Source organism: Colwellia sp. MB3u-8, assembly GCF_014076985.1.
In the GTDB taxonomy this organism is placed as follows: domain Bacteria; phylum Pseudomonadota; class Gammaproteobacteria; order Enterobacterales; family Alteromonadaceae; genus Cognaticolwellia.
On the sequence record NZ_JACGVA010000059.1, the window covers coordinates 117,450 to 129,726 of the forward strand.

The 12,277-nt window shown below is 36.9% G+C and carries 14 protein-coding genes; 13 read left to right on the forward strand and 1 reads right to left on the reverse strand.

Translation table 11 applies throughout. The features are described 5' to 3' along the window. The first annotated feature begins 1 nt into the window (after window position 1). Window positions 2-907 carry a class I SAM-dependent methyltransferase gene (locus tag H4J54_RS07240; RefSeq protein WP_182190228.1) on the forward strand — a complete coding sequence of 302 codons (906 nt, stop codon included), beginning with the start codon at window positions 2-4 and terminating at the stop codon, window positions 905-907. Further along, entirely contained in the window at window positions 904-2,082 is a 1,179-nt protein-coding gene (locus H4J54_RS07245; protein ID WP_182190229.1) for an aspartyl/asparaginyl beta-hydroxylase domain-containing protein, read from the forward strand. Before H4J54_RS07240 ends, H4J54_RS07245 begins: the two co-directional genes overlap by 4 nt. On the opposite strand, the gene H4J54_RS07250 is transcribed toward H4J54_RS07245, so the two are convergent. Beyond that, window positions 2,058-3,902 carry a tetratricopeptide repeat-containing sulfotransferase family protein gene (locus tag H4J54_RS07250; RefSeq protein ID WP_182190230.1) on the reverse strand — a complete coding sequence of 615 codons (1,845 nt, stop codon included), beginning with the start codon at window positions 3,900-3,902 and terminating at the stop codon, window positions 2,058-2,060. The genes H4J54_RS07245 and H4J54_RS07250 overlap by 25 nt on opposite strands. A 131-nt stretch (window positions 3,903-4,033) precedes the next feature. Between H4J54_RS07250 and H4J54_RS07255 the strand changes: the two genes are divergently transcribed. The 11 genes from H4J54_RS07255 to apt all read left to right on the forward strand — a co-directional run bounded on the left by H4J54_RS07255 (window position 4,034) and on the right by apt (window position 12,277). Next, window positions 4,034-4,765, forward strand: a complete 732-nt coding sequence (locus tag H4J54_RS07255) for a 2OG-Fe(II) oxygenase family protein (protein ID WP_182190231.1) — start codon at window positions 4,034-4,036, stop codon at window positions 4,763-4,765. A gap of 7 nt (window positions 4,766-4,772) precedes the next feature. Then, a complete protein-coding gene (locus tag H4J54_RS07260; RefSeq protein WP_182190232.1) occupies window positions 4,773-5,465 on the forward strand; it encodes a 2OG-Fe(II) oxygenase family protein in 693 nt (230 codons plus the stop codon). Between the two features lie 510 nt (window positions 5,466-5,975). Continuing rightward, window positions 5,976-6,755, forward strand: coding sequence for a DUF3450 domain-containing protein (locus tag H4J54_RS07265; protein WP_182190233.1), 780 nt, complete (start codon window positions 5,976-5,978; stop codon window positions 6,753-6,755). Next, on the forward strand, window positions 6,755-8,098 hold the full coding sequence (locus H4J54_RS07270) for a MotA/TolQ/ExbB proton channel family protein (protein WP_182190234.1): 1,344 nt from the start codon (window positions 6,755-6,757) through the stop codon (window positions 8,096-8,098). Before H4J54_RS07265 ends, H4J54_RS07270 begins: the two co-directional genes overlap by 1 nt. After that, on the forward strand, window positions 8,098-8,622 hold the full coding sequence (locus H4J54_RS07275; RefSeq protein WP_182136962.1) for a MotA/TolQ/ExbB proton channel family protein: 525 nt from the start codon (window positions 8,098-8,100) through the stop codon (window positions 8,620-8,622). The genes H4J54_RS07270 and H4J54_RS07275 overlap by 1 nt, the downstream gene beginning before the upstream one ends. Window positions 8,623-8,634: 12 nt before the next feature. Further along, window positions 8,635-9,036, forward strand: a complete 402-nt coding sequence (locus H4J54_RS07280) for a biopolymer transporter ExbD (protein WP_081149207.1) — start codon at window positions 8,635-8,637, stop codon at window positions 9,034-9,036. A 3-nt stretch (window positions 9,037-9,039) separates the two neighbouring features. Next, window positions 9,040-9,657 carry an energy transducer TonB gene (locus H4J54_RS07285; RefSeq protein ID WP_182190235.1) on the forward strand — a complete coding sequence of 206 codons (618 nt, stop codon included), beginning with the start codon at window positions 9,040-9,042 and terminating at the stop codon, window positions 9,655-9,657. A gap of 2 nt (window positions 9,658-9,659) precedes the next feature. Then, a complete protein-coding gene (locus tag H4J54_RS07290) occupies window positions 9,660-10,919 on the forward strand; it encodes a tetratricopeptide repeat protein (protein ID WP_182190236.1) in 1,260 nt (419 codons plus the stop codon). Window positions 10,920-11,149: 230 nt separating this feature from the next. Beyond that, entirely contained in the window at window positions 11,150-11,272 is a 123-nt protein-coding gene (locus tag H4J54_RS19410) for a hypothetical protein (protein WP_259363252.1), read from the forward strand. Window positions 11,273-11,293: 21 nt separating this feature from the next. Continuing rightward, complete coding sequence (locus H4J54_RS07295) at window positions 11,294-11,677, forward strand: response regulator (protein WP_182190237.1); 384 nt, start codon at window positions 11,294-11,296, stop codon at window positions 11,675-11,677. Between the two features lie 54 nt (window positions 11,678-11,731). Next, window positions 11,732-12,277 carry an adenine phosphoribosyltransferase gene (gene apt / locus H4J54_RS07300; protein ID WP_182190238.1) on the forward strand — a complete coding sequence of 182 codons (546 nt, stop codon included), beginning with the start codon at window positions 11,732-11,734 and terminating at the stop codon, window positions 12,275-12,277.

Below are 12,277 nucleotides of genomic sequence, written 5' to 3' on the forward strand. Positions count from 1 at the left end.
TATGGAAAACACCGATGCTTGGTCATTATATTGGCAAGGCAGCCATCAAGAGAGTTGTATTGCAAATAATAGTGCTGAAGACCAATCTATCCTTTTAGATAGTTGGCGAGACTTTGCGTTAAGCCTCAAGGATTGCTCGACAGTACTTGACCTGGCAACTGGGAATGGCAGTGTGCCAAATAATTTATTAAAATTTAATCCATTACTAGATATCACAGCGGTTGACCGTGCAAATATAAATCCTCAAAAACATATTGAAGATAATTTTTCATTAAAAAGTGTTGAATTTATTCCTAATATTGACATCACAAAGCTGCCTTTTAAACCATGTATTTTTGATGCTATTACTAGCCAGTTTGGTCTAGAGTATTCAGCACTTGGCTTGTCAACTAGTGAACTGGTACGTGTGTTAAAACCTCAGGGTCAGTTTTTGTTTATTATGCATCATCAGGATAGTGAGGTTGTTGCTCCTGCGCGCAGTAAAGTTAAAGAATTTGACTTACTGTTTAAAAGTGACTTACTGGCAAGTTTTGAATCATTTCTAAATGGAGATATCTGTTTACAACAACTTAATGCTACGGGAGAAAAGATCCTTAATGATGCTACCTGGGTAAAAAGCCAAGCGATAACAGGACAAATTTTTTCAGCTATTGATCAACTTATTCAATTGAAAGAAAAAGGGCAAAAAACTGCGGTATTGATGCAAACATACCAAGTAATGAAAACAAGAGTCTTTGCAGAAAGCTCAAGATTGGAGCAATTAATTTCTGCGTCATTGTCTAAAAAAGAAGTCATAGCACTTTGTAAAATACTCGAAAATTTGGGCACGAATACAGTTTTTCAGTCAATAGACTTAGCGGGTAACGCTGGGGTATTAGGCTGGAAAATTAAAGGAAGTAAGCTATGAGTAAAGCAAACTTGTTACAACAAGTAGACCAAGCGTTTGATAACCGTAATAATCAGCGGGGTTTAGAGTTGCTTAGAGAGTATGTTGCTCATAACGCTAAAGATACAGAACAAGTTTATCGTTTAGCCGTGATTGAAGAGCAAATAGGCTTAGAGAAAAATGCGGCTAATGCATATTTAACCTGCATAAATAATGATAAGAGCTTTATAAAAGCTTATCTATATGGCGGTTATTTTTTTCAGCAACATGGGCAAATGCAAAAAGCACTTGCCTTATATTCACTTGGCAATGATCAGGATGCTAGGCTGAGTCTATTACATCAAAACGAAAATTTATCTTATGAAACACGGCTTAGATCTTATACAGCAAATATTGCACTTAGAGAGAAATTTACCAGCCTTCATAACGTCAGTGTTGAAAATGGTCAGGGTAGTTTAAAAATAGCGGCTGCAGTATGGCCACAAACACATAACGATGCTGTTGAGTATTTAACAGTGCAACAACAACCTCATTTGTTTTATATTCCTGAGTTAGCCGCTAAGCCCATTCATGATAACGATAGTTTTGATTGGTGCCATTTTCTTGAAGCAAGCTTTAATGACCTCACAAGTGAGTTAGCTGAACTGCTAAGTCTAATTAAAGACAAAGGAGTTCCTTATTTGGATAGCAGTTATCAAGCTAAAGGGTTTGAGTCACTTATAGGTTCAAAAAACTGGACTGCGCTTAATCTTTATAAGGACGGTGTTGCCAATAACAGTTTGTTGTCGCTAATGCCAAAAACGACAAAGTTATTGGAAAAACTACCTTTATATAAAGTGGATAACAATCCATTTGAAGTGTTTTTTTCCTTATTAAAGGCCGGTCAACATATCGCACCACACTTTGGACAATCTAATCATAGCTTAACGGTACATTTACCCATTATTGTACCAAAAGGGGGGTACCTAACGGTTGCAGGAAGAAAAGTAGTGTGGCAAAAAGGTCAGGTAATTATTTTCGACGACTCCTTCGAACATGAAGCTATTAATCTGTCCGCGGAAGATCGCGTCGTGTTGATTTTTTCTATTTGGCATCCTAATTTATCAACCGCAGAGCAAGAAGATATTTTAGCCAGCTTTCGCGCACGCACTGAGTGGCTGCAAAATCGCTATCAATATTTAGCTTGTGATAACTGATTATAAAAACCTCTAAATAAGGCTAATTCTTTTTCATAGTGTCGAGCAAAATTTTGCTTAGCAGTATTAATTGGCTGTCTTACTTGCAGTTCACTGAAGGTAAAGCTATTGACATGTTTTTTATGAAAGTTTAGATAGTCATCATCCCAATCCAAAGCGCAAAAATCAAAAACACGACTTGCTTCATCTATGGGGTTATTTGTTAATTGATTGTAATCTACATCAATTACTTGTTTTGGGAAACTTTGACTCCAAAAATCCATTAATTGATTTGCCTGAAAAATGGCATGGGCAATGGTTTTTAAGTTTGCGGCATAGTTGTGGTGTGGAGCAAAGGGCTGACAAAAAATAGATAAAGCCAAATCTTCTGGTGTTCTTCTCATTTGAATGACTTTTACTTGATCAAAAATTGACAGTATAGCACCAACATAGCGAAAATTATGTGGCATTTTATCAAGGATAATGTCAGCGTTAAGCGCTGTTTTAGTAAGGTATGATTGTCTAAACGCTTGACTGTTTTGTTCAAAGAACAAATCCCAATTAACCTTTCTATTATTTTTTTGAGCATTAATTTTGTTTTCGATAAATAGCGGTAGCGCTTCATTTTCGCCGCTACTTTCTACTTTAGGATGTTGAGATAATATACGATCCATCAGCGTAGTGCCCGATCTTGGCATGCCAACAATGAAAATGTTGTTTGTAGTTAAAGGGGGGGTGTTATGCAAAGGTGATGAAACTTGTTGAAGAAATTGACCATGATTTACCTCGCTAAGAGAATCATAAGGCAAATTACTCTTGCTGATAACGTCTTCTTGTAAGTTGTTTGCTTTGTTAAAGCAACGGAAGGCAAGACGATATTGCGCTAATTTTTCATAGGCTTTAGCTAAAATAAATAAATTTTGTTGATATTCATAATCATTGCCTACAGATTGTTCTAATAAGTTTGCTAGCTGGTTCACTGTTTGCTGGTGCTGAGCGCCTATTTCTTGTTTTGCACCCCAGGCAATATAGCTATAAGGATTGAAGTTTAAAGCTTTGTCGGCAGCTATTAGTGTGGCTTCTTTGTTGCTTTCAAATCGACAAATACGTATTTCAATTTCATATCTTGTTAGGCTAAGGTTTTTTAAAGTAATAGCTTTGTCTAGCTGAATTCTTGCTTGTTTTACGTTTCTAGCGAGTAGATACAAATCGGCGAACTTTAAAAAATTATTACTATCAGGTTTACTGCACTGAAGGAAAGCATCAAAAGCACAGATAGCATTTTTATACTCTCTTAATTTTGCATGACAGATCGAAAGGTTTTTTTGAATATCAGCTTGATTCAGCGCCAGTGTACTGAGTTTTCGCCATACACTGATAGCCTTAGACCAATTTTCGTTTTGCATATGTGCTTTTGCAATAATAATTTTGGTCTGTAAATTGTCACTTGGGTACTTAGTAGCAATATCAAGTACTAAGGCAGGTTGCTTTAATGATAGTGCTAAATGGGCGAATGAATTTATTATATAGGTATCGTCTGGCATATGTGGTCTAAAATCATTAATTAACTTTAGCGCTTGCTCAGTTTTATTTGTGGCGATTAAACACATTGAAAAGTTAAGCGTAATATCGACAGCTAAAGGTTCTTCGGCTAATGCGGCAGTAAATAAAGCTATGGCACGATCGTATTTTTTAAGATGAGTATATAAGGTCGCTAATCCAAAGGTAGCGTCATTACTTTTAAAATCATTAAGAATATTTAAATATGCTTGCTCAGCTACCTCAAACTTGCCTTGCTGATGAGCTGTTTCTGCTATTTTGATTGCTTCATTTAATGTCATATTGATAATGTTTTATTTATGTATGTCGCAAGAGACACTGACACATACTGGTTATTTAATATAGGAATGAGATAATACAGCAAAGTAACGCGCTAATAAAAGTGTTTCACAGTATAACCTTGAGGCAAAAAATGAAATTATCCTTGAATAAAAATCAACATATAGCAAAACTCAAGCATAGTTATCTCAATAACGGCTTTGTTAAGTTAGAGAGTGCTTTATCAAATGATACTGCTAGCTTACTTTATGCAAACATAGCTAAGCAAGAACAGTGGAATTTAGTTTTTAGAAATAATGGCATTCATCAAGATTTAAATAATTTAGCAGTAGAACGTTGGGATGATAAGGAAAAGAATAATCTTACTGAATTGGTACATACGCAAGCGGTAAATGCTTTTCAGTATTTTTATGAAACTATTCCCATTTACGATATTTACTATGATAAGTTAATGCCAAAACACTTCTTTAACGATATTGTTAAGTTTTTAAATAGCGAAGAGACATTAAATTTTTTTAGAGAAATTCTAGAAGCACCAGAAATTACTTTTTTGGATGCTCAGATCACTCGATTTAAAGCTGGACACTTTTTGAATCGCCATAACGATAACGTGAAAGGCAAAAATAGAGTGGCTGCGTTTGTCATCAACTTATCTAAAGATTGGCGTACTGATTGGGGAGGGGCACTTCATATACTCAATAATGATTTAGAAATTGAACAAAGTTTCGTCCCGTCGTTTAATGAAATAAATATATTTAAAGTCCCGGTCGAACATCTAGTCGGATATGTTTCACCATTTGCCACTGGGCATCGTTTATCCATAACAGGTTGGCTAAGAAGCGGTGACAACCCAAAAAAATTATAGGAAAAAAATGACTATTCAGGCTAACGACATTACAAACGTGTTGGAATTAAAAAATGAGTTTTTGGAAAATGGTATCGTTAGAGTATTCAATTTCTTAGAGCAAAATAGCCTAGAAAAATTGAAAAAATCGATGGAAACTAGTGTTGCTTACGCTAATGCCTTTTATTTAAGTGGGCAAAATAGACAACCAAGTGATGCCGAGTTAGCAGCACTGCCTGTGGCAACGCAACAACAACTACATAGAGACATCCATAAGGCTGCCTCTCAAGGGGCTGGTTTTTTATATGGGCGCCATAAAATAGAAAAAAGTTCTATAGCTGAACTTAGCAATACACTTGAGTTACTCAATAAAGAAAATACCCTAAACCTGATTAGAGAAATAACCAGCATGTCAGGATTGCAATATGCCGACGGACAAGCAACAAAGTTTCGCAGAGGCGATTTTCTAACTCGCCATATCGACAATGTTTCTGGTGAAACTAGGCGTATTGCTTATGTTTTAGGTTTAACAGAGGATTGGCATCCAGACTGGGGAGGGCTGTTACAATTTTTTGAAAAAGATGGAACCCCAACAAGATCTTGGTCGCCTGCTATTAATTCACTGACTTTATTTAATGTCGACAAAGTACACTCAGTGACCTCAGTGACACCATTTGCATTAAAAAATAGATATTCAATAACAGGTTGGTTTAGAAGTTAAGGTAGCTTGCAGTTTAAGGCAGCTAAAACAGGTGAAAAATAGGGCGCTTTAGCAAGGTTATTATTAAATTCGCTCCTATGAAGTGATGGAGAAAATATGAAGCTGCATATTACTTGATTTTTTTAAAAGATTTATTTTTGTTCAATTAAAAGGCAAATTAATGAAATTAAGCAGCAATTAGCTAATAAAATTTGACTTACTACGAAAGAGTTAGTAAAACATGAACAGCACATATTTTTACAATAAAGCGGCCTTCTGTAACATCGATTAAATTAATAATTTTCTGTATTAAAAGAATATATTGTTAAATTTTCGTTACAAAAAAATTTACTTCACTCTTTAAAAGCGAAATAAATGGTCTTTTTATTGTACTTAGTTGACAGTTAGGCTGTCGTCTGGGAATATTGTCGTAGTTTTATTTTAGAATAATAAAACTTTAAATGGCAGATTATTAAATTTGCGTTAACAATAAAGTTTGTTATCAAAATTCAATAGCAATGGTTGGGAACTATGTCCAAATTAAGCAAGAAAAGCCTTATCGCAACGACGATAATTGGCGCACTAGCATTTTCAGCAAGCAACTTCGCTGCTGCAGATGCATTAACAGATCTACAAAAAGCAGAAGCTCAGATTTTTAAAGCTTCAAGTCAATCACAAAGCAAAATAGACAACATTTACGGACAAACTCAAGAGTTACTTGCTGAGTACCGTAATACAGTCGATGAAGCTGACGTGTTAAACGGTTATAACGATCATGTTCAACTTATGGTTGATGATCAAGAAGCTAATATTAAATCATTACAAAAACAAATTGCTGGTATAGATAAAACCAAGCAAGGCGTTGTGCCATTGATGTACAAAATGATTGACACATTAGAGAAGTTTGTTGACCTTGATGTTCCTATGAACATTGATGCACGTAAAGAGCGTATTGCTGGTTTACGTGATGTAATGGGTGATTCAGATGTATCAGTATCTGAACAGTTTCGTTTAGTGCTTGAAGCATACGAAATTGAAGCCAGTTACGGCACCATATTCGGTGTGTATCAAGGTGAGCTTGACTTAGGTGATCGTATGATCACTGCTGATTTTGTTCATATGGGTCGTATTTCATTTGTTGCTCAATCTCTTGACATGAAAAACTCTTGGGTTTGGAACAATGAAAAACGTGGTTGGGATGCTTTAGGTGACGAATACTTGAAACCAGTGACTGATGCCGTTCGTATGGCGCGTAAGCAATTACCACTTGATCTAGCTAAACTACCCGTATTTGCAGCAGGAGCAGAATAATGAAAAAAGTTATTAATTTCGTATTATTTGCTGCTTCAATGACATTAGCAGCTTCAGCATCAGCGAACCAGTTAGATGACTTATTAAAACAAGTTAAAAATGACCGTATTTCTGAAGCTAAAATTGATAAAAAACGTGAAGCGGAATTTATTTCTGCGCGTTCTGACAAGCAATCGTTATTGAACACAGCTAAAACAGAACTAGCAAATCAACAAGCACGAAACAAACGTTTGACAAAAGAGTATGCCGCTAATGAAATTACTTTAGCGCAAAAATCTGTAGAGTTAGACAATGCCCAAGGTACTTTAGGTGAAATGTTCGGCGTAAGTCGTGCAGCTGCAGCTAATGCTTATGGTTCAATTGTAACGTCAATTGTTTCAGCTGAATACCCTGGTCGTGGTGACACGTTGGACAAGATTGCTAATTCAAAAGCTATCCCTGAACTTGAGCAGCTTGAAGAATTATGGTTTGCTCTGCAAACTGAAATGACTCAGTCAGGTGAAGTATCTAAGTTTACTACAGAAGTAACTAACTTAGATGGTTCAAAGTCTACTGAATCAGTAACACGTATTGGTACTTTCAACTTAGTATCTGAAAACGGTTACTTAAACTATAATGATGAAGTTGGTCAAGTACAGCCACTAGCTAAGCAACCTGCTGGTTATATCGCTGATACTGCGGCTTCTTTCTTTGGTGAAACTTCTGGTTATTCACCTCTTTATGTTGATCCATCTCGTGGTGCTATCTTAACGCTTGAAACGCGTAAGAAAACATTGATGGAATTCTATCATGAAGGTAAAGAAGTAGGCTATGCCATCACTGTATTGCTATTCTTTGGTCTTCTTATTGCTTTAGAACGTATGATTGTTCTTGGCAGCATGAGTTCTAAAATTCGCGCTCAAGAGAAGAATCTTGAACAACCAAACGACAATAATCCACTGGGTCGCTTGTTACAAGTTTACTTTGACAACAAAGCGGTTGATGCGGAAACACTTGAACTTAAACTTGATGAAGCTATTTTACGCGAAACACCTAAAGTTGACCGTGGTATTAACTTAATCAAAATGTTCGCGGCAATTGCACCACTAATGGGTCTATTAGGTACAGTAATCGGTATGATTATGACGTTCCAAACGATTACATTATACGGTACAGGTGACCCGAAAATTATGGCGGGTAACATCTCTCTAGCGCTTGTAACAACTGCCCTAGGTTTGATTTGTGCATTGCCATTAATCTTAATCCACAGCGTTGTTGCTGGTAAAAGTAAATCTGTATTGCAAAAGCTAGACGAGCAAAGTGCTGGCTTGATCGCTGCTATTGCAGAGAAGGAGTCTAAATAATGTTATTCCTGATAGAGCTTTGGGAATCTGTCAGGAGTTTTATTGCGACTGGCGGTAACGTACTTTACGTTGTTGCCTTCGCACTCTTATTGATGTGGATAATGATGATAGAGCGTTATTGGTTCCTATCTAAAATCTATCCTAAAATGAAAGACGATATTGTCGGACGTTGGGATGCAAGAGAAGATACTACTTCTTGGTATGCACATCGAATTAGAGATACTTGGATCTCCGAAGCGACAGAACTACTAGAGCAACGTATGCTCACAATTAGAACCTTGGTGGCAATGTGTCCACTAATTGGTTTACTTGGTACCGTAACCGGCATGATCGGTGTGTTTGAAGTAATGGCACAACAAGGTACTGGTAATCCGCGTCTGATGGCGTCTGGTATATCAATGGCAACAATTCCGACAATGGCGGGTATGGTTGCAGCATTATCCGGGGTGTTTTTCAGTTCAAGGTTAGACGCTAAAGTTAAACTAGCAAAGGCTAAACTGGTTGACAGTTTACCTCATCACTAGAGAGATATTCGAATGGCACGTAAACGTATTCGTGAGGACGAAGAAGCAGTAATAGATATGACACCGATGCTTGACATCGTATTCATCATGCTGATTTTCTTTATCGTAACTACTTCTTTTGTTAAAGAAGCTGGTATTGAAGTTAATAAACCTAAAGCGGCAAATCAATCGAAGCAAAAGTCAGCTAATATCTTTGTTGCAATTAAAGATAATGGTGAAATTTGGTTAGATAAGCGTCGTGTAGATGTTGAACGCGTAGCGGCCAATATTGAAAAATTATTGGCTGAGCAACCAACTGACGTTGTAATCATTCAAGCTGACAAAGACGCTAAACATGGTGTAGTTGTTAAAGTAATGGATGCAATTAAAGAAGCGGGCATAGACAGAATATCTATCGCTGCAGCTAAGGGGTAGTCTATGGTTCGCTTTTTAGTATCTATACTACTAGGCGCGGCAGTAACATTTGCTTTGTTTTCTTTTATGGCCTTCCTTGTTTCTAGCGGTGATAGAACCAAGGAAGTAGGATTAGAGAATATCATTGTAGAAGTTAATACGACGCCACCTAAGTCAGCTGCTGAACGCCGTCAACGTGTTCCGCCGCCGCCGCCGCCGCCGCCTAAAACGCCACCTAAGCCTCAAGCTCCAGAGCCTGAAGCTAATAACGACTCGGGTGGATTAACGTTTAATATGCCTGGTGTACAGTTAGCCGGAGCAAATGCAGGTATTTCTGCACCTGGTGCTGGTTTTGGTCGTGACGGAGATGCAACACCCATAGTTCGTATTGAGCCTAAATACCCAATACAAGCTGCTCGTGATGGTAAAGAAGGTTGGGTTACGCTTTCATTTACTATCAATGAAATTGGTGGTGTTGAAGATGTTGACGTCATTGAAGCAGAGCCAAGACGTGTTTTCGACAGAGAAGCTAAACGAGCTTTGCGAAAATGGAAATACAAACCAAAAGTTGTTGATGGCAAAGCTATGAGACAAACAGGTTTGACCGTAAGACTTGACTTTAAAATGGATGGAGGGAATTAGTAATGAATAAGATTTTTTCATCTTTACTGTTAATTATTTCAGTTGTTCTAATTCAATTGCCAATAGCTGCAGAAGTATCTGCAGCTGGTGCTGAAAAGTCTGAAAAACCAAAGCGTAAAACACAGCTTGTTGGTCCTAGTGTCGGTAAAAAAGTAGCAAAAGCCTTTGAAGCTTATTCAGCGGATGATATTCCAGGTGCTTTAGTTATTCTTTTAGATATTGATGCGAGTAAAGACTACGACAAAGCTTATGTTTCCCGTTTTATAGCAGTTATGTATGCAACCATGGGTGATGAAGAAGCTAATGCAATTAAATATTTAAAAGCAGCGGTTGAACCTGATCTTCTTAACGAGGGTGATCATGGCGCTGCAATTAAATTGTTAGCTGATTTACAGATGCAGACCAAGGCTTATGAAGAAGCATTAGTTAATTATCAAGCTTGGATGGATTTTACCGGTGAATCTGACGGTAATACTTGGACGAAAATAGCTAATGCTCATTATGCGTTGAAACAATTAGATGAAATGATTGTGCCAGCAGATAATGCGATTGCAGCTTATGGTGACAAGCAAAACAAAAATCCTTATATATTGAAGATTACTTCATTTTATGAAAATAAAAAATATAAAGATGCTGTTAAAACGCTTGAAACTGTCATCCAAATATTCCCAGAAGATAAAACTTGGTGGACGCAGTTAGGTATGTTCTATCTGCTAGTTGAAGATTACCAGAAAGCTTTACAAACACTTGATCTGGCTTATAAACAAGGTTTCCTTGTTAAAGAATCTGAAATTAAAACACTAGCAAGTTTATATTCGCAAAATGTAGTGCCATATAAAGCAGCGATACTGTTAGAAAAGCATATCGATTCTGGCTTAGTACCACGTGATGATAAAAATTTATCTTCAGTAGCTAACGCTTGGCACGCTGCGCAGAATATTGATAAAGCGGCTAAATATTATGGCGAATTAGCTAAAATGACTAACCTTGCTAAACATTACAGCAAACAAGGTATGTTATTAAAGCAAAATGAGCAATTTGAGCCAGCGATCGTAGCGTTAACTAAAGCAATAGAGCTTGGTGTTAAAAATGAAGGTAGACTGCAAATGAGTATCGCAGAATCTCACTTTTATTTAGAACAATATAAACAAGCTTATAAAGCGATTAGTTTAGCAAGGAAAGATCCTAAAACCCGTAAGTCAGCTAAGGGTTGGGAAAGCTTTATTAAAGACACAGCACGACGTAAGAACGTTTCTATCTAATTTTATATACTTAATTAATAGATATGACACTAAAAACCAGCCAATTAGGCTGGTTTTTTTATATCTTGAAGAGTCACTTACTCAATCATGACTTCTTAGCACATCAATTCCAAATCTCAAATAAAACTTTAAACTAGAGTTAAATTAGTTGTTCTAAATCAAATAAAGCTACTTTTAATAGCCTTTTTAGACTACAATTCGCGCCGTTTAGTCAATCAATTGGAATTTCAATGTCAGAAGAAAACTTCAAAGATAGTTCGTCTAAGCGTCATTTATTTGCCGCGTTATTTGTGATGTTCGCAGCACCTTTACTACCCATGTTGGCCGGTTGGTTTACATTATTGTCAAATTAACCAACAACAGTTTTATTTAAAATGAAAATTCTTGTTGTAGACGATAATCCGTTAATACTCAATAGCCTGAGTGATCTGTTATTCGCTCAAGGTTATTTTGTCAATACAGGGTGTCATGGTCTAGATGCCTCTGAAAAGTTACAAAACGAATACTACGATTTAGTGATCGTCGACCACTTGATGCCTATCATGAATGGTATCCAGCTAACTAAACACATACGCCAGCATAAAACTTATCTAGATACACCAGTTATCTTGATGACAACGCAAGGTCATCAATCGTTAAAGCTGATTTGTAATACCAACTTATTCTCAGCGGTAATTGATAAACCGATTGACGTACCAAACCTACTTAAATTGATAAACGGCTTACTATCGGTAAATACTCGCTATCAGTCACTATAATCTTGCAATGAATTGCTTTATTCTGTAACTAAAATATTTTTCGACGCTTAGAATATGACTGAAACACAAATCAATACACTTAAATCCGCAATTCACACCATTCCAGATTATCCCAAAGTCGGTATTATGTTTAGAGACGTAACGGGTATCTTGGATGATGCGGAAGCATTCAAACTCACCATAGACATCTTAGTGAATAAATTCAAAGCGGGTGGTTTTACTAAAGTAGTTGGTACTGAAGCGCGTGGTTTTCTTTTTGGAGCTCCGTTAGCATTAGCATTGGGCTTAGGCTTTGTTCCGGTGCGCAAGCCAGGTAAGTTGCCAAGAGCTACTTATAGGCAAGACTACCAGCTAGAGTATGGTCACGACACCTTAGAAATTCATCAAGATGCGTTAACCCAAGATGATAATGTTTTAATTATTGATGATCTATTGGCAACAGGCGGGACTATTGAAGCAACTACCAAGCTGATAAGACGAACAGGTGCGAAGGTAACTGATGCTGCATTTGTTATATCATTGCCAGACTTAGGTGGTGAAAAAAAACTCGAAGACATGGATTTATCTGTGTTCTCTTTACTACAATACGCTGGTGATTAA